The sequence below is a fragment of the Annamia dubia NIES-4383 genome (genome assembly GCF_055394725.1).
On sequence record NZ_AP025630.1, the window covers coordinates 2,440,299 to 2,464,847 of the forward strand.

Below are 24,549 nucleotides of genomic sequence, written 5' to 3' on the forward strand. Positions count from 1 at the left end.
ATTAGATAAAAATTTAAGGAATTTCAGGAGTATATAATTTAGATTTATCTTTTTGTTCTTGATCAATCAAATCTTCAATTACATCTTTCGGCTCAAAAGGATTAATTGTTACCCATTCCAAATAATTAAGGGGAACAGTTAATTCCACCATTACTTGAGGTTCAGGGCCATTTTCTAAAGCCAAAGTTTTAACCTTACCAATGGGTAAATTAGGAGGATACAGAGGACTAAACGCAGAAGTTGTGACCGTATCACCCACCTTCACATTAGGGACTTTTTCAAAAAAGTGCATCACCACAATTTGAGAGCCTTGTCCCTCAATATAACCTAAATTGCGACTACGGCTGATTGAAGAACCCACCCTGCTAGTGGGATCACTCACTAATAAAACCCTACTACTATGGGGCGTAACTTCAATAATACGGCCAACTAACCCCCCCACACCCGTTACCACATAGCCCTTTTTCACCCCATCAAGGGAGCCTTTTCCGATTAAAATTTGATTCCACCAATAGTCAGCACTACGCCCAATAATTCGAGCGCTAATCACCTCATCTGTGAGTTGTTCAACATAACCAACTAACTTTTTTAACTGTTGATTTTCTGTTTCTAATTCTTTTACTTTCGTTTCTAACTCAACAATTTTAGCATTAGTAAAACGCTGTTCAGGAGTAATTTCCACTTGAAAAGGACGGGAAACAAGGGCATATATTTCCGTAATCAAGCCCCCATCACTTTGACGCAAAAACCAAGCTAGGATAATGACTAGCCCAGTTAAAACAATCGGTAAACCATGTTTTTGCCACCAACGACGCACGTTCAAAACTTGTTATTTGTTATTTGTTACTTGTTATTTATTATTTGTTATCATTTAAAACTTAAGAAATAATAACAAATGATCAGTGACTAATGACCAATTATTAATGACCAATAACTAATTTTAGCGATTTTCTTTAGTAAAAACTCGGTTTAATTGACCGAGATTTTCTAAAACCCGTCCCGCACCTAAAACCACACAACTTAAAGGATCCGCCGCCACATGACAAACAATCCCCGTTTCATGACTGATTAAAGTATCTAAACCCTTAAGTAAAGCACCGCCTCCGGCCAACATGATCCCCCGTTCCACAATATCGGCCGCCAACTCCGGCTTAGTTTGTTCAAGGGTACGTTTAACCGCCTCAATAATCATAGATAAGGGTTCAGACATACTTTCCCTAATTTCTGACTCCTTAACCGTCACCGTACGGGGTAAACCAGATAACAAATGTAAACCCCTAACTTCCATCGTTGTTTCGTCTGTTTGCTCAAAAGAAGGATAGGCCGAACCAATTTGAATTTTGATTTCTTCAGCCGTTCTTTCCCCAATAATCAAATTATGAACTTTTTTCATATATTGGGTAATAGAATCATTGAGTTCATCACCGGCCGTTCTAACGGACTCACTTAAAACTGTTCCCTGTAAACTGAGAACAGCTACCTCCGTTGTCCCACCACCAATATCTACAATCATTGTACCCGTAGGTTCAGACACGGGTAAACCAGCCCCGATCGCCGCCGCTACAGGTTCATCAATTAAAAATACTTCTCTGGCTCCAGCTTCTTCGGCCGCATCTCGAACTGCACGGCGTTCAACTCCCGTAACTCCACTGGGGATGCCCACCACAATGCGAGGCTTCACAAAAGGATTCCCATTTTGAACTTGACGAATAAAATGTTGTAACATAATTTCCGTCATTTCAAAATCAGCGATCACCCCATCCCGTAAAGGACGGATCGCCGTCACATCACCGGGAGTACGGCCGAGCATTTTTTTAGCTTCAGCCCCCACGGCCAAAGGTTGTCTAGTATAACTATCAACAGCTACTACGGAAGGTTCTTGTAAAACAATACCTTTTCCGGCTACATAAACAAGAGTATTAGCTGTACCTAAATCAATTCCCATATCTCTGGATAGGGAAAACATATCTAAAAATCCCACTGAATTTCTTAGCCCCCAATGGCGTAACAAATTTTAATAAAAGTTAATTTAATGATTGTGAATTTTAACTTGTTTTGGTTTTTTAGTCTAGTTGATCTCAATTTTTGCTCATACAAATTAAAATAACCGGCCGAAAATGTGAGAAATGAGCTAAACTAAATGATCAAACATTTGTACTGTTATTAATTGTAATTCTCTTAAAAGGTGATTTATGGGTTTAAATATTGTTAATCTGGTAGGAAGAGCCGGACGGGAACCAGAAGTTAGATATTTAGAATCTGGCAAAGTGGTTTGTAATCTAACTTTAGCCGTTAATCGTCCCACCAGTAAAGATGATCAGCCCGATTGGTTTAATTTAGAAATTTGGGATAAAACGGCTGAAGTAGCGGCCAACTATGTTCATAAAGGTAGTTTAATCGGGATTCAAGGCTCATTAAAAATTGAAACATGGAACGATCGCAATAGTGGAACACTGCGTTCAAAGCCTGTGATCAGAGTTAACCGTTTAGACCTATTAGGCTCAAAGAGAGATGTGGATCCTAATGCTGTCCCTCAATATAATCAAGATAGCGAATTTTAATTACAGCAGTTAGCGATCGCTGATCAGCTAGTTGACAGTGAACAATCAAAAATCATTGTCAACTCTTAAGTGCAATTGTTGAAAAATAGGTTAATGACTTTATTGTGATTCTAACAAAGCCTGAAAATTTGGATCATATAGACTTAAAGCTTTTCCTTTACTTTTCACTTACTAATATTCCCATCTTACTCCATCATTAATATCTCCTACAGTATCACCATCAAAGGGATCGGCCGAGCCTCTCCAATTAAAATCACTGAAACGAAAAGTAATCGCCCCTAACTGTAAAACAGGATTATAACGAAAAGAAATATTGTGAGTTCTACGACTATATTCTAAGATATAATCTGTACTAATTTCTTTATTCGTATCTAAGTTAATTTGTGTTTGAAATCCAAAACGCAAAGGCCCATAAATTTGTTGAGTTATACCATAAGATAATACTTTTTGATCCACTATTCTATCAAAGAAAAATGGTGATTGTTCCCCCTTTATTGCCTGGGAATAATTAATATTAAATCCCGTATAATCAAACAATGAATCAGAAAAATGTCCTATTTGTCCTGATAAACCCATATTTCCCCTTAATGATTGTTGGGTGTCTCCATTACTATAAAAGCTTCCTACGCCACTAATACCTGTATTAATTTGTAAATAGGGAATCACAAGAGAAGGGCTATATTTTAAGCCCTCCGTGGGGGTTGCAGGTAATGCCTCTCCACGCCACAGGGTGAAACTTTTAGTTAAACTGGCCGCTCCCTGATACCTTGTTAAATTAACTCGATTATTTTCTCGATTAAGACTTAATAAATCAGCCCGATCTGTCTCAGAATTAATGTTTTGAATACCACCTTGATAATTAAGATTAATACCCGTATCACCTAAAACAATATTAGGTGATACTAATACGATGCCAAGGCTACTTTGGACGGTTTGAAAGCCTAATGATCCATTAAATAAACGATCTCGATAATTAAATTCTAAACTTAAATTATGGGGTGCAGTTAAATCACCAATTTTTTGATTTAATCTTAAATTTGCTTCGGTTTCATTTTCAATTTCATTAACATCTAAACTGGTAAAAATTGCTTTACCAATAAAATTCATTCTATCACTAAAACGGCCATCTGCTTCTATTTTTAAACCAAAAACTGATGGTCTTAAAGAGTCACCTTGATCATCATTTTCTTTTCCTAAATTAAGCAAGTCAGGAAATAAGGCTTTTTCAATATAATATTGGGGAGTAATTGTTAAATTAAATTGATTATTACTAACAATATTCAAACTTCTTTCAATATAAATTCCGCCCCTTTTTTCCCCGTCAATCCCAATACTAAATAAGCCCGGATCTTGAGGCCTACGATCAAAAACTAACCGATCTTGAAAAATAGGTAGGGATACACTCTGATCAAATACCACTCTTGAATTAGTGGTAGTTAATACCCCAACCAGAGGCTCAGTTTCCTCATAATATGCTGTATCCGCCCTCACTTCTAACTCAGGCGGTGAAAAGGGATCATTGGTAATACGCACATTTTTACCTGACCAAGTATTATTTTCAAACTCCATTTCCTCAGCTTCAAAGCGATAACGGTTGATCTGGCCTCCACTACTGGCACTCGCATTACCTGAAGCGAGGTTTAAGTCTTGCCCTCCTCCTACGGTCAACTGATAGCCCTCGGCTGGTGTAACATTAGTAAGGGGCTGATTGGCTAACAGGCGATCACTGAGGGGGTAGGGGGAAAGATTACTTCCAGAGGCTTGTGAGGGAAGGGTTGTGGTAGACAAGTCTCTGGCTAAACTGGGTTGGTAAATTTCACCACTGGCATTTTGCACTGTGCCTTGATCTTGCACAAAAAAGTATTGAAAACGACTGCCCCGTAAGAGTTGATCCCCTCGTTTGAGGGCGACATTACCCTCGGCTACGGCGATTTTTGTTTGGAGGTTAACTTGAAGGCGATCGGAGGTTAAAACCGCTTCTGCAAAACGCATTTCCACGTTTCCGATCGCCGTTACTACCTGATTTTGCTCATCATATTCCTGTTGATCTGCTAAGATTTCAACTACTTTAATTTGCTCAACGGGAATAGGTACAATGGTTTCGCCATTTTCGTTGGTAGTGGGTTTGATTTGTGAGGGGGTTGATTGATCGCTATTGGTAAATTCAAATTCTTGTATTTCTCCCTCTCTATTTTGGGTAATTAAATGGGTAACAGTTCTAATATTTTCAGATTCAATCTCTAAATTTGTAGTAATATTTTGATTATTGTCTGTTAAAATTTCTTGTTTGGGTTGAAGATAGGGGTTAAGATTAGTTAATTTATTTTGAAAATTCAGAGTAGGTTCTGATGAAATTTGACCCAAATTTTGAGGGGGTGCGATCACAAGGGATTGGGGAGAATGAGGATAATGAGAGTCTTGAGAGGGTGACTCTGTAACAAATTGAGTTAAAGCCGCAGGTGTGGAAGGTGGAATAAATTGAAACATATGAAGTTAAGTGATTGATAGGATATTCCCATTTTGACAAAAGTTACAGAATCAAAAAAATTTACTGTTTAGGTAAATCTATCAACTAAAATATAACAGAATTGGAGAAATTAATTCAAGAAAAAACCGCCCCAACCAAAAAAGGACGGTTTGATTTAATCAATAGTTTCAAGGTTAAATAATTTATTCAGCGTCTTTTCTTCCGGGGTTACGGCTAGGATCGCTAGACAGAAAACCAAAAATAAAGAGCGAAACGAAAAATAAAACTACAATATTAACAACAATTTTGAGCGTTAACATTAATTTTTCTCCTTTTGTTTATTATGAATGTTGAATATTTACTTGAGAGCTTAGGATACCAGAATGAAATCCATTTTGCTTTTATCATCATACTAGATTTTGACTAATCTTCATCTAAGGGAAGACCAAAACGGACTTTTCCTTTGCCAAAATAGCGCCCGAATTGAAGCATATAGACTTCATCTTCATCCTGTGTTTCTAAATTTAAGTGCGATCGAGCATAACTAACACATAATAAAGCATAACCTTCATTTTTTAACTCATTTGATAAACCCATCGCTTCTGGCTGATAAATTTGCCCTGAGATAATTCTTACCGCACAGCTAGTACAAGCCCCATTGCGACAAGAAAAAGGCAAGGTTTTACCCTGTTTTTCCGCATATTCCAGAATATATTGATCATCTGGTACGGTTAAACTATGATGTTGATCGCTTTGACGATCATGAATTTCTATTGTGTAATAATTGGTCATAATATAACTTTAAAGTTAATCAATAATTAATTGTAATACCATTTTGATCCAAATCTAATGGAAATATTTGTAAGGGTTAGCCTGTTCACCCCCACCTATATTGTAAGTTAATCTGATCAAATTTTCTTTAGATAATGTCTTTTGTGGATAAGTTCTAAGTAAAGGAGCTACAAAGTTTTTAACCATTAGAAAAAATCTATTTTAAAACAAGATTTACTATCACAAAAAGGTTATAATGATCAAACAAATTTAATATAAAAATAATTTAAACTTAAATTGATCAATGATTTTAATATATTTATTAATTATAATTTTAGCATTTTATGTAGCTTGGAATTTAGGAGCGAATGATGTTGCTAATTCTATGGGAACATCCGTAGGCTCAAAAGCAATTTCTTTAAAACAAGCTTTAATTATTGCGGGTATTTTAGAATTTACCGGAGCGGTTTTTTTTGGTCAAAATGTATCCGCTACTTTAGCCACTGAAGTGCTAAAACCTAGTCAATTTTTAAGTCAACCAAATACTTTATTAATTGGCATGATTTCTGTTTTATTTGGTTGTGGTTTATGGTTACAAATTGCCACTAAATACGGTTTACCTGTGGCTTCTTCCCACGCCGTAGTGGGTGCAATTTCTGGTTTTAGTTTTCTTGCTCTTGGGGTTAATGCTGTTAACTGGCATAATCTTTTAATTATTACCATTGGTTGGATTTTTACTCCCATCATGAGCGCTTTAATTTCCGGCTTATTTTATACTTTTTTAAAACGCTATATTTTACAAGCTAAAAACTCTTTATTCATTCTTGATCAATGGATACCTTGGTTAAGTTTAATTGTTTTTAGTTTATTTGGTATTATTGTTCTACCTAAAATTTTAACTAACCCTATTTTTGCCCAATTTCCTTTACCACTCCATGATCTAGCCATTCTTTTTGGTGCAATAGCCTCAATTTCTTTTACCATTTACACATGGAAACGCCTACAACGCATCAAACAACAGGTTAATGACAAATTAGAGGTAAAATCAGAACAAGAGGGCTTAGAAACGATTTTAGGGGGCTTTCAGGTATTAAGCGCTTGTTTTGTGGCCTTTGCTCACGGTTCAAATGACGTAGGAAATGCGATCGCACCCTTAGCGGTGGTAAATTACTTATTACAGACGAAAACCGTCCCCCTAGTAGGCTTTGACATCCCTTATTTTATTTTAATTTTAGGGGCGATCGGCATCGTGGTGGGCTTAAGTATTCATGGCAAAAATGTGATCAAAACAGTGGGGGAAAAAATCATTTTATTACAGCCCAGTAGTGGTTTTTCGGCGGAAATAGCCACGGCCATCACGGTTTTATTAGCTTCTCGTGTCGGCCTGCCCGTCTCCACTTCCCACGCTTTAGTGGGGGGAGTCTTAGGGATCGGCATTGCTCAAAATTGGCGTAAAATTGAATATTCTACGGTAAAATCGGTTATTTTAGCATGGTTGATCACTTTACCCATAGCCAGCGCGATCGCCATGATTGTTTTTAAAGTTTTATCTTTGATCGTGCTTCAAAGGGGAGTGAATCTATTGTAGAATGAATTTTTGTAAAATCAAAACTAATCATAATCAAATTTTGATTAAATAGATGATAGTTTGACCTACAAGATGTAAAATCTTACTAAGTCAACTGTCTGAAAAACTTAAAAATAAGTATTTTTAGACATTTTCAAACTATCAAAAAATAACAAAAATAAAACAATAACTCTTTTAGAGGAGAAATCTCAAATGTCTATTATTTTCCAATTAACATTGATCACTTTAGTTTTCTTTTCCTTTGTCATGGTGATCGGTGTACCTGTGGCTTATGCTTCTCCCCAAAACTGGGATCAGTCTAAATCTTTAATTTTCTTAGGTTCAATTATTTGGACTGTTTTAGTGGTAGCTGTAGCAATTTTAAACTTTTTTGTTGTTTAAAATTAATCAAAAAATTAATAGGGGTTTAACATAGTTAAGCCCCTCCAAATTGTTTAATTATTATTAATTATTTATTATTACTTACCTATTACTTATTACTTAAATTATGGCAGTTTTTGAGGGCAATTTTACAGACAATATTTCAAGTTTAAAATTTGCAATTGTGATTGGCCGTTTTAATGATTTAATTACCAGTAAATTGTTAAGTGGCACTCAAGATTGTTTAAAACGTCATGGCATTGATATTGATCCCCAAGGATCACAAGTTGACTACGCTTGGGTGCCGGGAAGTTTAGAAATACCCATGATCGCCAATCAGTTGGCACTTTCCCACAAATATGATGCCATTATTTGTTTAGGGGCGGTGATCCGTGGTGATACACCCCATTTTGATTATGTTTGTAATGAGGCCGCTAAAGGCATTGCTTCCACTTCTTTACAGACGGGAGTGCCTGTTATTTTCGGCATTTTAACCACCGATACGATGCAACAAGCTTTAGAAAGAGCCGGAATTAAGAATAATTTAGGTTGGAATTATGCCATGAGTGCCATTGAAATGGCGACTTTAATGTTACAAATTAAGAAATAATCTGATTAACAATTGACAATTGACAGTGAACAATTGACAATTATTTCTTAATAAATATTAAATATCAATTATTAATAAAAATATTAATTATCCATTATCAATTAATTATTATGGCTAAAGCTGAAGTTATTGGTGTAGGTAGATCGGGCATTGCGGCCGCTAGATTATTAAAAAAACAAGGTTATACTGTCACTTTGGGCGATCGCGCTAATCATCAAAATTTACAAAAACATCAATTAGAATTAGAAAAAGAAGAAATTACTGTTAAATTAGGTTATTCCCTCACTTTAGAATCTGGTAATTTACCTGATTTAATTGTAGTAAGTCCGGGAGTGCCTTGGGATACACCAGTATTAATTGAGGCCAGAAATAAAGGCATAGAGACCATTGGGGAGATTGAATTAGCATGGCGATCGCTCAGTGATCGGCCTTGGGTGGGCATTACAGGCACAAATGGCAAAACCACCACCACCGCTTTAATTGCCTCAATTTTTCAAACGGCGGGTTTCAATGCTCCCGCCTGTGGGAATATCGGTTATGCCGCTTGTGAGTTAGCCTTACAAGAGGAAAAACCCGATTGGATCATCGCCGAATTGAGTAGTTATCAGATCGAAGCATCCCCCACCATTGCCCCTAAAATCGGCGTTTGGACGACTTTTACACCGGATCACCTCGCCCGACATAAGACTTTAGATAATTATTATCGCATTAAAGCGTCATTATTAGAGCGTTGTGAGGCTCAGATTTTTAACGGTGATGATCCCTATTTAAGAAGTGTGGCGGATCAGTGGGGTGAGGCTTATTGGATCAGTGTTAAAGATAAAGAGTTTTTATCTAATAGAAATGGGGCTTATTTAGAAGATAGTTGGATCACCGTTTGTAGGGAATTAATTATGCCCGTTTCGCTGTTTAAAATGGTAGGTGAACATAATCAGCAAAATTTATTAATGGCTAGTTTGGCCGCTAAATTAGCTAATATTAATAAAAAATCTATTAGTCAGGCGATGATGGCTTTTACAGGGGTTTCCCATCGCTTAGAATTGATTTGTGTTAGGGATGGAATTGAATTTATTAATGATAGTAAAGCAACTAATTATGATGCGGCCGAAGTTGGTTTATCTTCCGTAAAATCTCCGGTAATTTTAATCGCAGGAGGGGAAGCCAAAGAGGGAGATGATACAAAATGGTTAAAACAAATTGAAGAAAAAGCGGCCATGGTATTATTAATTGGTGATGCTAGTGAGGCTTTTGCTAAAAGATTAAACGAGATTAATTATCATAATTATCTAATAGTTGAAACGATGGAAAATGCGGTTAATCAAAGTTTAGAATTTGCCAAAAAACATCATGCTAAAGTAATCTTATTATCCCCCGCTTGTGCTAGTTTTGATCAATATCAAAGTTTTGAACATCGAGGGGATCATTTTAGAGAATTAGCTTTAAATCTTTAGATATTTTAATTTAAAAAACGACTATAGGTTTCTTCTCACATTAAAACAACACCATTCATCCCTTTTCCAAAGAGTTGCTACTACCCAACCATTTTGTTCTAAAGTATCAGCAATCGGTTTAGCTTGATCTAATAAAATTCCGCTTAAAATGCCCCATGTTTTAGAGTGGGAAATATTGCCCATTTGAGGTATTAAATCAAGGATTGTTTCTGCTAAAATATTACATAAAATTCCGTCAACTTTTTGTTCTTTAAATTCTTCTTCTAAGACTTCTATACTTCCTTTTTTTACTGATAAATAGTCTGAATTAATATTATTTAAGTCTCGATTTTCATGGGTGGCCTTAACCGCTAAAGAGTCTACATCTACAGCGTAAATGTGTTTTACCCCTAACAGGGCTGATCCGATGGATAAAATACCCGATCCACAGCCAATATCAGCGATCGTCATTTCTCCCACATTAGAAGAATAACTTAAACGCATTTCCAAAGACTCCAAACAAAGTTGGGTAGTTTGATGAGTGCCTGTGCCAAAAGCCATCCCAGGATCCAACTTGATAATAGTGCGATCGGTTAACGGTAGGGGATCGATCCAAGCTGGGCAAATTAAAAAGCGATCGCCCACTTCAGTGGGTTGCCATTCTTTTTTCCAACTACTACTCCAGTCTTCCTCATCAATTAATTTCCATTTCGTCACTGGTGGGGTCAAATTTAACATTAAAGCATCTTGACGCAACCATAAAGATAAAGCCGATAGATCTAATAAACTTACGTCTATTTGAGGCACATAAGCTTTAATTAAATAAGATTGTTGTTTAATTTCTGTGGCTGTACCTTTACAACCAAATTGATCCAAACGCCAAAAAATACTTTCTTCTAACATTGGATCCGCATAAATTTTAATTTCCCACCAGCTATTTGACATAATTTGTGATTGGTTATTTGTCAATTGTTGAATAAAGCCTGTGCGCACAGGCTTTGTTTTTGTAGCAGAAGGCTTAAGCCTTAATCAAATCTAATGACAATGGATTTATAAACTTACGGTATAAGCATCACGAATACCGGAAACATTCTTAATTTCTTCGAGAATAGTCTCAGGTAAAGGATCATCTAAAGTTAATACCATTAAAGCATCTCCGCGCACAATTTTACGGCCAACTTGCATACTAGCAATATTAACATTAAAACTGCCTAATAATGAGCCAATTTTGCCGATAATTCCGGGTTGATCACGGTGTAAGGTAAATAACATATAATTGGCCGGAGGCACGTTGACAGGGAAATTATCTAAGTCTGTAATGCGAATTTCACCATAAGATAATAAAGCACCTGTGACGGAATGTTTCCCTAAAGAGCCATTAGCTTCTAAATAAATTGAGCCTGAATAGTCACGGGTATCAGCGTCTTTAGTTTCCGTAATATGAATGCCACGCTCTTTGGCTTCAATACTAGCATTAACATAGTTAACCCTTTCCCGTAAAGCTTGGGATAATAAACCTTTGGTGGCCGCCACTACTAAGGGTTTTGCGTCTTGACTGGCTAAATCTCCCTGTAATTTAATATTTAAACAGTCAATGCGGCCTCCTGCTAATTGTCCCACTAAATTACCCATTGTTTCGGCTAATTGTAAATAGGGACGTAATTTTTCCATAACATCGGGGTTGAGGCCGGGAATATTCACGGCCGATCGAGCCGGAAGCCCTAATAATACATCACGGATCTGTTCGGCCACATCTAAAGCCACATTAACCTGAGCCTCAGCCGTAGAAGCTCCTAAATGGGGGGTTAAAATAATTTTTTCCCCTAACTCCCTTAATTTTGATTCTCCTAAAGGCTCACTAGCAAACACATCTAAGGCCGCTCCGGCAATTTTCCCTTCCTTTAAGGCTTCATAAAGGGCTTCTTCATCAATGATCCCACCCCTAGCACAGTTAATAATGCGGGTTGTCGGCTTCATTTTGGCTAAAGTTTGGGCATTAATTAAATTGGCAGTTTCAGGAGTTTTAGGGATATGTAGGGTAATATAATCAGATTCACTAAAAATTAAATCTAAATCAACTAAACGACAACCCAGTTGATCGGCTCTTTCTTGGGAAATAAAAGGATCATAAGCTAAAATTTTCATGCCCATTGTCCGAGCTACTTTAGCTACATGAGAGCCAATTTTACCTAAACCAACCACCCCAAGGGTTTTTTTATAAACTTCCGTGCCAACAAAGCTTTTACGATCCCATTTTTTGGCTTTAACAGAGTCATTGGCTGAAGGAATATAGCGCGAAAGTGACATCATCATGGCTAAAGCGTGTTCAGCCGCCGCAATGGTATTACCTTCGGGAGAATTAACCACAATAATACCTTTACGAGTAGCGGCCGGAACATCAATATTATCCACACCTACTCCGGCTCTACCAATAATTTTTAGTTGACTACCTGCTTCAATAATTTCTTTCGTAACTTTAGTTTGAGAGCGCACCATTAAGGCATCATATTCGGGAATAATGTTAATTAATTCTGCCTCTGGTAAACCGATCTTGACATCTACTTGTGCTACTTGGGAAATAATATCTATCCCTACTTGATCAATAGGATCCGAAACTAATACTTTTGCCATAAATAATAATTGACTTTTTGAGATGGATTAACAAATAAAATTTAGTTTTGACGATATAAACGCTAACCAAATCTCCATTTTACCTCAATTTTGCATCTAATCTGTCATTAGTTGATAATTATTGATTTTATTTGTTTTCCCTGACTTTAGGGGGTTAATCATGTTTAACCCCTCAAAATGTTTTAAGTTATGGAAATTGCTCTTAAACGACTACTTTCCATTTCTAAAACTCTACGCGCAAAGTCGTGATCTTTGTCTAAAATTTCGTCAAAAGTATCTACGGCGATCGCTAAAAGTTTAGTCGGAGTAGTTTTAGCTACAATTTTACCCGATTGTTTACCATGGGACAATACTTCTAATTCATCTAAAATTTGTCCGGGTAATAAATTAGAAATAATGGGATTATTGCCCTGTTTATCTGGTAAAATAATTTCTACTTTTCCCTCAATTAAAAGTAATAATTCTCGACAGGTATCCCCTTCATCGGAAATAATATCTTCTCCTTGATGGTGTTTAAAATAAGCCAATTCGGCCAATTCAATTAAAGTATTACTATGAATACCTTTAAACAGTTCATTATTAGCTAAATACACTATTTTTTCTAAAGTTGGAAAGTTCGATAATTCTACCTCTCCTCTGGTTAAAATTTGGGCTGTTTCTTGAATTAAAATTGCTTGTTGATCATTTAATAATTCTTGACCAATTTTATTAGCAAGATTCGGTTCTAATTGCGCTAAAATATATAAACTTAAAGCTTGAGTAATGGGATTAGGATCATTAATTAAAGCTTCTAAATGAATAATAATTGTTTTCAATTCTAAATCCAATGGACAAAAAAGAATTTGATCTTGTGCTTGGGCTAACAAGGCTAAAATTTCCGGTTTTAATCTTTGTGACCATTGTGAGGTAGTATTCATTAATACTTCTTGTAATACAGAGGGAGCTAAATTCCCTAATTTTTGAGCAATTTGTTGCCCTATTTCTGAGTCTTGATCCCCTTCAATTATTTCTAAAATTGCCCTCACTAAGAGACGTTTTTTCTCTTTGACTGTCTGGCGTAGTAAATTCAGAATATTACTTTTAGGTAAAAAACGAGGTTGATTAAGAGCATGAAAGCGCTCAATTAACTGAGTTAACTGAGTTAAAATATACTCGGAACGGACAGAAATATCACTTTGATGGTCTAAACCCTGTAAAATTTGAGCCTCATCTTCATAATTAATACAATATTGTTGACGTAATTTTCTGACTGCTTGAGGATTATCTGATAATAATTGATTAAGGGATTGTTTTTGTTGTAAATTTAACATTCTTTCTAAGGCTTTACGATAGCCTGTTAAACGTACAGTATTTTCTACTGTATGTAATTTTTGAGGATTTAATAAGTCTGGATCTTCAATTCCCAATTCTTCAATTATAGTGCGATGTTCGTCATCAGTTAAGTTTAATTGTAAGCGTAATTGTGCTAAAACTTCTAAACTACTGGAGGTATTAACATAACCTTCTTCTAAAGATTCTTTTAACACTCCTTTATAAACTTCATGACGTTTATCTTTATTAAAACCGGGTAAAACTTTAGCTAAAACATAGACTTCATCGGTGGTTAAATCTTCTAAAGATCTGCCTTCTAAAAAGTTAGTAATATTCAAGCTTAATTTGCTTAATTGTTTACGCAAACGAGTGGCTAAACTCTCTTTAGAATAGAGTTCAGGGCTTCTTTCCCATGTTTGAACTAACCAAATTGAACTTAATAAAACTAAGACAAAATCCCAAATATATTGTACTTTAATTGGTAATAAACTTAACCATGATCTTCCTGCGAAAATAAAGAAAAAGTCAAAGATTAAAAATGTACAAATGGTAAAAATTCGATGTCTAATTAAATCAGGATTGAGATGCTTTTTATATTTATTAATTAAATAATTTTCCGTAAGTTTTCCTAAGTTATACCCCCCATAAGTAAATAATCCTAAAGTTAAGGGTACGGCGATAATTTTAGGAATATTAATCCCCTTTCCAGCTATATAAAAACCCGGCTTTAATAGAGTAGCTAATTGATTTTTTTCATAAGCCCAAATACCAGAAAAATAATAATCCCAATTGCCAGAATAGAGATAATAATAAACAAAATAACCCACCACTAAACCGATATAACCATAATAAAGTAATTGGCGATTTCCTTGTTTTAAGTTATCCCAATAAGCCCTTTCTGAGTCTATATCTATACAGGGACTTTGACAAGCGACACAAGCACTTTTTTCCTGTTGATCTTCCACAATTCTACACATAGATTGGGTAATTTTTTGATCCCCAATATGTGCTTTACTGCCAAATAAACCTTTGGGTTCTGAATAAATTTTTTGCACGGGAGACATGGGACAAAAATAATTACACCATGATTTTCCCCCATATAAATAACCTACTGTAATTGATGCTAAAATAGTAAAAATTAACCAAATAGCTAAAGCAAGACGATCAGCATTAACAAATAAAATGCGACAACATAAACCAATAAAAAACCAACCTAACTGCACATATAAATAATTTTTTCCTAGCCAAGAATTGGCATCAACTCTCGCAATTTCAAATCTAACTGCTCCGGTTTTACTGATACGTTTAAACTTCCTTTGTTTGCCTAAAGCTCTAGGTATTTGGGATAAAAAAGATAGAGGGCAAATTCTGCGCCATAATTCATGACCAAAGATTAATAAAATAAAAATGGCACTAGGTACAACTATGCCCCAAAAAATCGGCGCTCCTAAATAATAAGCTCCTTTTTCTAAACAAACTCCCTGCACTTGAACACAAGTGGCTAAGTTTACCCGCAAAGGACTGGCTAAATTGTTCGGATCCGTTAAATATGGTGAAATGGGATCATAAAATAGGGATAAAATCAGAGTTAACCACGCAACGGTTAAAACCCATCTGACTCGGTGCATTCGTCTTTCTGATGTCTGATTGAACATAGTACACTATTTATTAAAAGCTATCCTGATATTAAAAAGCATATATATATATCTATGATACAACTATTTATCAAAAAATAGGACTTTTGTAAAGATGGTGTTTTCAAAATGGAGGGGAAATATCAATTTTAGTTCAATTTATTGAACGATTTTTGTTAGCTTTGAAATTTATTTCAAAGTGAGATTAATCTTTAAAAGTCTTGACTCGCCTTGAACTTAAGTTCAAGGCTAATAGTGATCGTTCCATAAATTGAACTGATTTTTATTGTAAATTATCCCTTTTTTAATATTTTTTGATTGATTAAGATCACAAAAAGCTTACAAAGCTCAAAAAATTTGAGGAAAGAAAACACCTAACCTTTACAGAAGTCAAAGATCAGGGCAAAATTAACCATAAACCCAGAAAAAGATTTACACTAACAGACAATTGATGAGACAATAGGTCAAGATCTGTTATCTTAACTTAACTAATGGTCTTTAGTTTTGGTTAAAGTTAAAGATCAATTGTCAATTGACAAATACACATTATTAAATTGATAAAACGCTCAATGATAGGGAACTTTTCTACTTTTGTAGATTTATTACGGGATAGAACAGCATTACAACCTGATAAAGTCGCTTTTTCTTTTCTCAGTGATGGAGAAACGATCAGCGATAGCCTTACCTATTTTCAACTACAACAACAAGCACAGGCGATCGCCTCGGTGTTACAGTCTTATCATGGCAAGGGAGAAAGAGCTTTATTACTTTATCAACCCGGTTTAGAGTTTATAGCGGCCTTTTTGGGCTGTCTCTATGCAGGAGTGATCGCTGTACCCGCCTACCCCCCCAGAGCTAACCGCTCCGTTGATCGTTTAGTGGCGATCGTGGAAGATGCCCAAGCAAAATTTGCTTTAACTACCTCCGATGTAATAGATAATATTCAAAAGCGTTTTAATGAGCAAATTATCAGTAATACGGGCATTTTACCTGTAGAACAGATTAATTTTATCGCTACAGATACGGTAGATCCCAATTTAGCAGAAAATTGGCTTGATCCTAACATCACCTCAGATAACCTCGCTTTTTTACAGTATACCAGTGGCTCAACGGGTATTCCCAAGGGCGTGATGGTGAGTCATTACAATTTATTACATAATTCTAATTTAATTAATCATTTTTTCCAAGATACTCCTAATACCATCGGTTTTTCATGGCTTCCCCCCTATCATGACATGGGTTTAATTGGTGGCATTTTACAGCCCCTTTATGCCAATGTGGGATCAATGTTATTGATGTCTCCGGTTAACTTTTTACAGCGCCCTTACCGTTGGTTACAGGCTATTTCTAACCATAAGGTGACAACTACGGGAGCGCCTAACTTTGCTTATGATCTTTGTGTGAGTCAAATTAATGAAGAACAAAGGGATAGTTTAGACTTAAGTAGTTGGACATTGGCTTTTAGTGGGGCTGAACCAGTTAGGGCGGAAACTTTACATAATTTTTCCCAATATTTCGCTAAAGCCAAGTTTAAAAAAGAGGCTTTTTATCCTTGTTATGGCATGGCTGAAACAACTTTAATTGTTTCAGGTGGTGATAAATTCGCTTTACCCATTGAAAAACTCGTTAATATTAAAGCTTTAGAAAAAAATCAAATTATTATCGAACCGGAAAACAATGAAAATGCAACGGTTTTAGTTAGTTCTGGCAGATCTGCACCCGATGAAAAAGTAATTATAGTTAATCCTGACACTTGTGAGCTTTGCGAGTCTAATGAGATCGGGGAGATCTGGGTGCAAAGTGGAAGCGTTGCCCAAGGTTATTGGAATAGAAAAGAACAGAGTGAGGCGACTTTCAAGGCACAGGTTAAAGGTTTAGAGGGTGAAACCTTTTTACGCACGGGTGATCTAGGTTTTTTACAAGATAGGGAATTATTCGTAACAGGTAGGTTAAAAGATTTAATAATTATTAGGGGAAGAAATCACTATCCCCAAGATATAGAATTAACTATTGATCAAGCCCATCCTGCGGTGAAACAAGGATCAGGGGCGGCTGTTGCTGTTGATATTAACGGCGAAGAAAGGTTAGTACTTATTCAAGAAGTACAAAGAAGTTATGTGAGAAAATTAAATGTTGAAGAAGTTACTAAAGCTATTCGTCAGAAAATAATTGAAAATCATGAATTATTACCTTATGCAATTTTACTATTAAAAACTGGTACTATTCCCAAAACTTCTAGCGGTAAAATTCAACGTCATGCCTGTCGAGATGGTTTTATTGACGGCAGTTTAACTGTTATTGGTGAGTATATAGAAAAGTCAAAAGTCGAAAGTCAAAAGTTAAAAGTTGAAGAAGAAAAGGTAACAGTAAAAAGAAAGGAGTTTTTATCTCAAAATACCTTATCTATTATCGAAAATTACATTGTTGAAAAAATAGCCGATCGCTTGGGGGTATCTACAGAAGAAATTGATCCCCTTGAGCCTTTTGCTAGTTATGGTTTAGACTCAGTACAGGCGGTAAGATTATCAGCAGAATTAGAAGACTGGTTAAAAGTCAAGATACCACCCACTGTACTCTATGATTACCCAAATATTAACACACTTTCTACCTATTTAGAACAATTAACCAATCAAACCGACTCTAAACTTTCCACTTCCCTCTCCCCACTTCCCACTTCCCCCTCCCCACTTCCCACTCAAGAAGAAATAGCAATAGTGGGTTTAAGTTGCCGTTTTCCTAATGCGAAAAACCCCCAACAATTTTGGCAATTACTAACAGAAGGTAAAGACGCTATTACATCAGTTAAAAATAGATGGAATGGTGAAGGCTACGGTGGTTTTCTTGAAGATGTGGATCAATTTGATCCTCAATTTTTCGGAATTTCACCCCGTGAAACTCAACGCATGGATCCCCAACAAAGATTACTTTTAGAAGTGAGTTGGGAAGCCTTTGAATATGGCGGTATTAAAGTTGATCAATTAGCAGGAACTAATACAGGTGTATTTGTGGGCATGAGCAGTAATGACTATGCTCAGTTACAATTACATTATGGAGTGCCTGTAGACGCTTATGCAGGTACAGGAAACGCCCACAGTATCGCCGCTAACCGTCTTTCCTATATTTTCGATTTTCGTGGGCCTTCTCTGACTATTGACACGGCTTGTTCTTCTTCCCTCGTGGCGGTACATTTAGCCGTTCAAAGTTTACGCAAAGGGGAATGTGATCAGGCGATCGCAGGGGGGGTTAATTTAATGTTAAGCCCTGAGTTAACCGATACCTTTACCCAAGCGGGAATGTTAAGCCCTGACGGGAAATGTAAGACTTTTGACGCTTCCGCCGATGGTTATGTGCGGGGCGAGGGCTGTGGTGTGATCGTGTTAAAACGGCTATCTGAGGCGCAAAGGGATGGTAATTTAATTTTAGGGGTAATTAAGGGTAGTGCCATCAACCAAGACGGGCGTAGTAATGGTTTAACAGCCCCCAACGGTATCGCCCAACAGGAGGTTATCCGTCAAGCGTTAATGAATGCCAATGTTAAGCCTAGTGAAATTAATTATATAGAGGCACATGGCACGGGTACATCTTTAGGTGATCCGATCGAGGTTAATTCTTTAATTCAAGTATTAAGTGAAAATAAAGATCACAGGCAAGATGCCTGTGCCACAGATCATAATATTAGTAATACAGGCATCTTGCCTGTTACTAATACTTGTTATATTGGATCAGTTAAGACAAATATTGGACATTTAGAAGCGGCGGCGGGTATTGCAGGTTTAATTAAAACTGTTTTAGCTTTATATTATAAACAAATTCCCCCCCATTTGAATTTTGAAAAATTAAACCCTTTAATTAAATTTGAGGATCAAACTTTTGCTATTCCTACTAAACTTATTTCTTTAGAAGATCGGGATCAAATTTTTGCAGGAGTAAGTTCTTTTGGTTTTGGTGGTACAAATGCACATATTACAGTTACCAGTTACCAGTTACCAGTTAGTAGTACAGGCATCTTGTCTGTAGAAAATTTAGGTAGTACAGGCATCCTATCTGTGTCTAAAGATAGACAACTACATATTTTAAATTTATCAGCAAAAAATGAGTCTGCTTTAAAAGATTTAGTTAAGAATTATAACAATTACTTGACAAATAACCCTGATACTGTACTCAAAGATTTATGTTTTAGTGCTAATACAACCAGAGTACAATTTAACCATCGTCTGGCGATCGTGACTGACTCTAAAGAACATTTACAAGAACAGTTTAAACTATTTTTAGAGGGCAAGAAAACCCCTGACATATTACATAGTAAAGTTAAAAAAGGTAAAGATCAAAAAATAGCCTTTTTATTTACGGGGCAGGGATCCCAATATGTGAAAATGGGATCACAATTGTACAAAACTTCCCCGATCTTTAGGGATAATTTTAATCAATGTGCGGAAATTTTAACTAATTATTTAGATGTTTCTCTCATTGATGTTTTATATGGAGAAGATCAGCAAAAAAATCAGCTTTTAGATCAAACAGCATACACTCAACCCGCCTTATTTGCCTTAGAATATTCCCTTGCTCAATTATGGATGTCTTGGGGTATTATTCCTAATACTGTAATGGGGCATAGTGTGGGTGAATATGTGGCCGCTTGTGTGGCGGGAGTTTTCTCTTTAGAAGATGGTTTAAAATTGATTGCCCATCGTGGTAAATTAATGCAATCTTTACCCGAAAATGGTAGCATGGTGGCTATTTTTGCGGATCAAAATACCGTAGAAATTGAGGTTAATAAATATCAAAATAAATTGGCGATCGCCGCCTATAATGGTTCTCATATTGTGGTATCAGGAGAAACAGAAGCGATTGAAAAAATAGCGATCCATTTTGAAAATCAAGATGTAAAAGTTAAGCGTTTAAATGTTTCCCATGCTTTCCATTCTCCTTTAATGCAACCAATGGTTAAAGAGTTTGAAAATGTAGTTAAAGAAATTAAATTTAATTTGCCACAAATTGATCTAGTCTCTAATGTTACCGGAGATTTTATTAAAGAAGAAATTACCACAGTTAACTACTGGTTAGATCATATTTTAAAACCTGTACACTTTGCCTCAAGTATTGAAAAATTACATGATCAAGAATATCAAATTTTCTTAGAAATTGGGGCAAAACCAACTTTACTGGGTATGACTACCAATGTAATAGAAAACTTACAAAAAAATATCAGTGATGAGTTATCAAATAAAAGCCAAAACCCATCCCTCATCACTCATCCCTCATCCTTCCTTTGGCTTCCAAGCTTAAGAAATATTGATCAAGACTGGTTAAATATTTTAGAAAGTTTAGGAAAATTATCTGTCAGAGGAATTAAAATTAATTGGGAAAAATTTGACGCCCCCTATCACTGTCAAAAAATTATTTTACCTACCTATCCTTTTCAACGTCAAAGTTATTGGTTAAAGGATATTACTCCCCTTTCTTCTAGTTTAATAACACCTATTTTAGACACAGATGAAATACAGTCTAGCGATGATTGGTTTTATCAGGTAAAATGGTTAGAAAAGGAAGGTCATTTTAATAGTAATAAGCCCAACTATATTAAACAATGGGTATTTTTTGCAGATCAAACTGGTGTATCTCAAAAAGTAGCAGAATTTTTAACAAGTAAAGGTGATACTTGTTTATGTATTAACTATCAAAATGATCACAGTCAAGATGCTTGTGCCACACTTAATATTAAGGCAATTAATATTAGTCTTGATCAGCCCGAAAGTTATAGTTTAATTTTCCAAAATAATCAACTTGATCTAACTCAAGAAATAGGTATTTTACATCTATGGAGTTTAGATATTAAGTCAAGTGATGATCTCACTATTACCGACTTAGAAACTGCTCAAAAATTATCTTGTCAAAGTACATTATTCTTATTACAAGCATTAGTTAAGCAAAATATTAAAGCAAAAATTTGGTTAACTACTCAAAATAGTCAAAATATTGAGACTGATCTTAAAAATATTAATCTATCTTTTGCCCAAACTCCTTTATGGGGCTTAGGTAAAGTGTTATCTTTTGAACATCCTGAATATTTTGGTGGTTTAATTGATCTTAGTAGTAATTTTAATGAGCATGAATTAACAAATTTTGTTAATAAAATTACCCATCAAGATAATGAAACTCAAATAGCTTTAAGACATAATAAAATTTATGTAGCCCGTCTCACTCAAATTAAAAATAACAGTGGCACAGGCATCTTGCCTGTGACTGGAAATATAGATAACACAGGCAAGATGCCTGTATTACACTCAGCCAGTTATTTAATAACAGGAGGCTTAGGATCATTAGGCTTAAAAGTTGCTCAAACTTTAGCCGAAAATGGTGCAAAAAATTTAATTTTAATAGGGCGTAAAAAACCCACTAATGAAGCCTCTAAAGTTATTACCGCCTTACAAAACCAAGGGGTTAAAATTTTAGTTAATCATACCGATCTTACTGATACAAACGCTCTAACAAAATTAATCAATCAAATTAACGAAAATTTACCACCATTAAAGGGTATTATTCATTGTGCCGGAGTGTTAAATGATAATTTATTAATAAGTCAAAACTGGGATCAATTTTCATCAGTTTTAGCACCGAAAATTCAAGGTACATGGAATTTACATCAATTAACTAAAAATATCCCCTTAGACTTCTTTATTTTATTCTCCTCGGCCGCTTCTTTATTAGGATCACCCGCACAGGGAAATTATAGTAGTGCTAATACTTTTCTCGATGCGATCGCCGCCTATCGTCATCAGTTAAATTTACCAGCCTTAAGTATTAACTGGGGGGCTTGGGTTGCTTCTGGGATGGCAGTTTCTAGTCGTTTAGCTGTTAAGGGAATTAAATTAATACCTGTTAAGAAGGGGCTAGAAATATTCACCAAACTTTTAGCATCTTCTACCCAACAAATAGGGGTAATTTCTATTGATTGGAATGAGGTAGTACAACAGTTCCCCCAAATTAATCAATTACCCTATTTTGAGGAAGTTTTAGAAGAAAAAGAGGTAATTTTAACCGAAGAAACTCAAGTTAATTTAGTGACAGAATTATTAAAATATAACCAAGCAGAAAGGGAAATTAAGTTAATAAGTTATCTCAAAACTGCCCTTGGTAATATTTTGCAAATTGATAGTAATAATATTAGTGAAAGTGAGAGTTTGTTAGACTTGGGAATGGACTCATTAATGGTGATGGAAGCGATCACTTTATTAAAAAATGAGTTACAATTGATGTTATATCCAAGGGAATTTTATGAACGCCCAAAAATTAATTCTTTAGCTAAATATTTGGCTTTAGAATTTACTAAACAACATGATCTTACTCATCTTCAAAATCTAACCCTTAATGACGATATAACTAAATTACCACATAGTCATAAAGTTACAAGAAAACATCAAAAACCAACCCAAAAAATTAAAAAACCCGTTGTATTTATCCTCTCTAGCCCTCGATCGGGATCAACCTTATTAAGGGTAATGTTAGAAGGCCATCCCTTGCTATCTTCTCCCCCAGAATTACATCTTTTACCCTTTAATAATATGGTAGAAAGAGAGGAAGAATTATCCGTTTCCTATTTAGGGGAAGGGCTACAACGTGCCTTAATGGAATTAAAACAAATTGATGCACCTACCGCTCAAAATTTAGTGGCACAATTTACCCAAGAAAATAAATCAATACAAGAGGTTTATCAATATTTATTAGACTGTTGTGGTGATAAAATTTTAATAGATAAATCTCCCACCTATGCTAATGATTTAGATACCTTAGAAAATGCTGAATTATTATTTCAAAATGCTAAATATATTCACTTAGTAAGACACCCCTATTCTGTCATAGATTCTTTTACTCGCCTACGCATGGATAAGTTAGTGGGAGAGGAAGGCAACCCCTATAAAATAGCAGAAAATATCTGGTATCAAAGTAATGCTAATAGCTTAAAATTCTTCTCAGAAATTGATGAAAGTAAACATCATTTAATGTACTATGAAGACTTAGTAAAAAATCCCCGTCAAGTCATGGAAAATCTTTGTCATTTCTTAGAAATTCCCTTTAATGAAAATGTGTTAAACCCCTATCAAGGTAATAGAATGACTGACGGAATTTATAATAAGTCAATGTCAGTAGGTGATCCCAATTTTCTAAAACATCAGTCTATTGATCCCACTTTAGCTGATACTTGGAAAGAGCTAAAATTGCCCTATCAATTGAGCGATCGCGCCGTTAATTTAGCTAGTAATTTAAAATATGAATTACCCAATGATCTTGAATTAGACGAAAAATCATACGAAATGACTGAAACCCTCATAAATATTAGAGGTTTAAATTTATGTTTATGCCGTTGGGGTTCAGAAAATAATCCGTTAATTTTCTGTTTACACGGTATATTAGAACATGGAGCAACATGGAGCGAAGTGGCTTGGCGTTTAGTCAAAAAAGGTTATCAAGTTGTCGCCCCCGACTTAAGAGGCCATGGTAAGTCGGATCATGTGGGCAAAGAGGGCAGTTACAACCTCTTAGACTTTTTAGGTGATCTTGACGCTATTATTAACCATGTCACCGATCAACCCTTTACCCTTGTGGGGCATTCCTTCGGCTCAATTTTAGCGGCCATTTTTACCAGTATTCGCCCCCAAAAGGTGAAAAACTTAGTCTTAGTTGAGCCTGTGATCCCCGCCGAAACCAACGAAATAGACACCGTTGATCAATTAACTACCCATTTAGACTATTTGGCTTCACGCCCAGAGCATCCCGTTTTCCCAGACGTGGAAACCGCCGCTAAACGCCTGATCCAAGCTACCCCCAGTTTATCGAAAGAATTAGCTCTTAAATTAGCCAAAAGAATCACCCAAACTTGTGAGGGTGGAGTTTGTTGGGTGTGGGATGCCTTTTTACGCACCCGTGCGGGAATTGAGTTTAATGGCATCAGTCGCCAAAAATATATCGGCATACTCAAAACTCTTAAAACTCTGATAACTTTGATTTATGGAGAACAGAGCGAGTTTAACCGTTCAGAGGATTTAGAGGCTCAGTATAAGTCCATGCCTGACGCAAAACGCCATCAAGTCAAAGGTGGGCATAATTTACATTTTGATGCACCTGTGGCCTTAGCGGAAATTATTGGAAATCTTTAAAATTGGTTTGTAAAATAAAAATCAGTATTTT

The 24,549-nt window shown here is 35.7% G+C and carries 14 protein-coding genes; 6 read left to right on the top strand and 8 right to left on the bottom strand.

Annotated elements, in window-relative coordinates:
• Nucleotides 1–13: 13 nt before the first annotated feature.
• Both mreC and Anndu_RS10945 read right to left on the bottom strand, forming a co-directional pair.
• The gene (gene mreC / locus Anndu_RS10940) at nt 14–817 is read right to left on the bottom strand and encodes a rod shape-determining protein MreC (RefSeq protein WP_464104077.1); all 804 of its coding nucleotides are present in this window, start codon (nt 815–817) and stop codon (nt 14–16) included.
• A gap of 123 nt (nt 818–940) precedes the next feature.
• On the bottom strand, nt 941–1,966 hold the full coding sequence (locus Anndu_RS10945) for a rod shape-determining protein (protein ID WP_464101234.1): 1,026 nt from the start codon (nt 1,964–1,966) through the stop codon (nt 941–943).
• Nucleotides 1,967–2,192: 226 nt separating this feature from the next.
• On the opposite strand from Anndu_RS10945, the gene Anndu_RS10950 reads away from it, so the two are divergent.
• Nucleotides 2,193–2,561, top strand: a complete 369-nt coding sequence (locus Anndu_RS10950) for a single-stranded DNA-binding protein (protein ID WP_464101235.1) — start codon at nt 2,193–2,195, stop codon at nt 2,559–2,561.
• A 171-nt stretch (nt 2,562–2,732) separates the two neighbouring features.
• Here Anndu_RS10950 and Anndu_RS10955 read toward each other — a convergent pair whose 3' ends face one another.
• The 3 genes from Anndu_RS10955 to Anndu_RS10965 form a co-directional block, all read right to left on the bottom strand.
• Nucleotides 2,733–5,048, bottom strand: coding sequence for a DUF3769 domain-containing protein (locus Anndu_RS10955; RefSeq protein WP_464101236.1), 2,316 nt, complete (start codon nt 5,046–5,048; stop codon nt 2,733–2,735).
• Nucleotides 5,049–5,231: 183 nt separating this feature from the next.
• Complete coding sequence (locus Anndu_RS10960) at nt 5,232–5,348, bottom strand: photosystem II reaction center protein I (RefSeq protein WP_464101237.1); 117 nt, start codon at nt 5,346–5,348, stop codon at nt 5,232–5,234.
• Between the two features lie 103 nt (nt 5,349–5,451).
• A complete protein-coding gene (locus Anndu_RS10965) occupies nt 5,452–5,820 on the bottom strand; it encodes a 2Fe-2S iron-sulfur cluster-binding protein (protein WP_464101238.1) in 369 nt (122 codons plus the stop codon).
• Between the two features lie 283 nt (nt 5,821–6,103).
• On the opposite strand from Anndu_RS10965, the gene Anndu_RS10970 reads away from it, so the two are divergent.
• The 4 genes from Anndu_RS10970 to murD all read left to right on the top strand — a co-directional run bounded on the left by Anndu_RS10970 (nt 6,104) and on the right by murD (nt 9,808).
• The gene (locus tag Anndu_RS10970; protein WP_464101239.1) at nt 6,104–7,387 is read left to right on the top strand and encodes an inorganic phosphate transporter; all 1,284 of its coding nucleotides are present in this window, start codon (nt 6,104–6,106) and stop codon (nt 7,385–7,387) included.
• Between the two features lie 192 nt (nt 7,388–7,579).
• The gene (gene psbZ / locus Anndu_RS10975) at nt 7,580–7,768 is read left to right on the top strand and encodes a photosystem II reaction center protein PsbZ (protein ID WP_464101240.1); all 189 of its coding nucleotides are present in this window, start codon (nt 7,580–7,582) and stop codon (nt 7,766–7,768) included.
• 106 nt (nt 7,769–7,874) lie between these two features.
• On the top strand, nt 7,875–8,357 hold the full coding sequence (ribH, locus tag Anndu_RS10980; RefSeq protein ID WP_464101241.1) for a 6,7-dimethyl-8-ribityllumazine synthase: 483 nt from the start codon (nt 7,875–7,877) through the stop codon (nt 8,355–8,357).
• A gap of 110 nt (nt 8,358–8,467) precedes the next feature.
• A complete protein-coding gene (gene murD / locus Anndu_RS10985; protein WP_464101242.1) occupies nt 8,468–9,808 on the top strand; it encodes a UDP-N-acetylmuramoyl-L-alanine--D-glutamate ligase in 1,341 nt (446 codons plus the stop codon).
• Nucleotides 9,809–9,829: 21 nt separating this feature from the next.
• On the opposite strand, the gene prmA is transcribed toward murD, so the two are convergent.
• From prmA to Anndu_RS11000, 3 genes are all read right to left on the bottom strand, one after another.
• On the bottom strand, nt 9,830–10,732 hold the full coding sequence (prmA, locus tag Anndu_RS10990; protein ID WP_464101243.1) for a 50S ribosomal protein L11 methyltransferase: 903 nt from the start codon (nt 10,730–10,732) through the stop codon (nt 9,830–9,832).
• Nucleotides 10,733–10,837: 105 nt separating this feature from the next.
• Nucleotides 10,838–12,418: a phosphoglycerate dehydrogenase gene (serA, locus tag Anndu_RS10995; RefSeq protein ID WP_464101244.1), complete on the bottom strand. Its 1,581-nt coding sequence runs from the start codon at nt 12,416–12,418 to the stop codon at nt 10,838–10,840.
• A gap of 182 nt (nt 12,419–12,600) precedes the next feature.
• Nucleotides 12,601–15,384, bottom strand: a complete 2,784-nt coding sequence (locus tag Anndu_RS11000; RefSeq protein ID WP_464101245.1) for a cyclic nucleotide-binding domain-containing protein — start codon at nt 15,382–15,384, stop codon at nt 12,601–12,603.
• A gap of 548 nt (nt 15,385–15,932) precedes the next feature.
• On the opposite strand from Anndu_RS11000, the gene Anndu_RS11005 reads away from it, so the two are divergent.
• Nucleotides 15,933–24,518, top strand: coding sequence for an alpha/beta fold hydrolase (locus tag Anndu_RS11005; RefSeq protein WP_464101246.1), 8,586 nt, complete (start codon nt 15,933–15,935; stop codon nt 24,516–24,518).
• The last annotated feature ends 31 nt before the right edge of the window (nt 24,519–24,549 follow it).

Excerpts from the sequence above, each read along its gene's own strand:
- Anndu_RS11000 (WP_464101245.1), bottom strand. The coding sequence starts at position 15,384 with ATGTTCAATCAGACATCAGAAAGACGAATGCACCGAGTCAGATGGGTT.
- serA (WP_464101244.1), bottom strand. The coding sequence starts at position 12,418 with ATGGCAAAAGTATTAGTTTCGGATCCTATTGATCAAGTAGGGATAGAT.
- Anndu_RS11005 (WP_464101246.1), top strand. The coding sequence starts at position 15,933 with ATGATAGGGAACTTTTCTACTTTTGTAGATTTATTACGGGATAGAACA.
- Anndu_RS10960 (WP_464101237.1), bottom strand. The coding sequence starts at position 5,348 with ATGTTAACGCTCAAAATTGTTGTTAATATTGTAGTTTTATTTTTCGTT.
- Anndu_RS10965 (WP_464101238.1), bottom strand. The coding sequence starts at position 5,820 with ATGACCAATTATTACACAATAGAAATTCATGATCGTCAAAGCGATCAA.
- psbZ (WP_464101240.1), top strand. The coding sequence starts at position 7,580 with ATGTCTATTATTTTCCAATTAACATTGATCACTTTAGTTTTCTTTTCC.
- Anndu_RS10950 (WP_464101235.1), top strand. The coding sequence starts at position 2,193 with ATGGGTTTAAATATTGTTAATCTGGTAGGAAGAGCCGGACGGGAACCA.
- prmA (WP_464101243.1), bottom strand. The coding sequence starts at position 10,732 with ATGTCAAATAGCTGGTGGGAAATTAAAATTTATGCGGATCCAATGTTA.
- Anndu_RS10955 (WP_464101236.1), bottom strand. The coding sequence starts at position 5,048 with ATGTTTCAATTTATTCCACCTTCCACACCTGCGGCTTTAACTCAATTT.
- Anndu_RS10945 (WP_464101234.1), bottom strand. The coding sequence starts at position 1,966 with ATGTTTTCCCTATCCAGAGATATGGGAATTGATTTAGGTACAGCTAAT.
- ribH (WP_464101241.1), top strand. The coding sequence starts at position 7,875 with ATGGCAGTTTTTGAGGGCAATTTTACAGACAATATTTCAAGTTTAAAA.
- Anndu_RS10970 (WP_464101239.1), top strand. The coding sequence starts at position 6,104 with ATGATTTTAATATATTTATTAATTATAATTTTAGCATTTTATGTAGCT.
- murD (WP_464101242.1), top strand. The coding sequence starts at position 8,468 with ATGGCTAAAGCTGAAGTTATTGGTGTAGGTAGATCGGGCATTGCGGCC.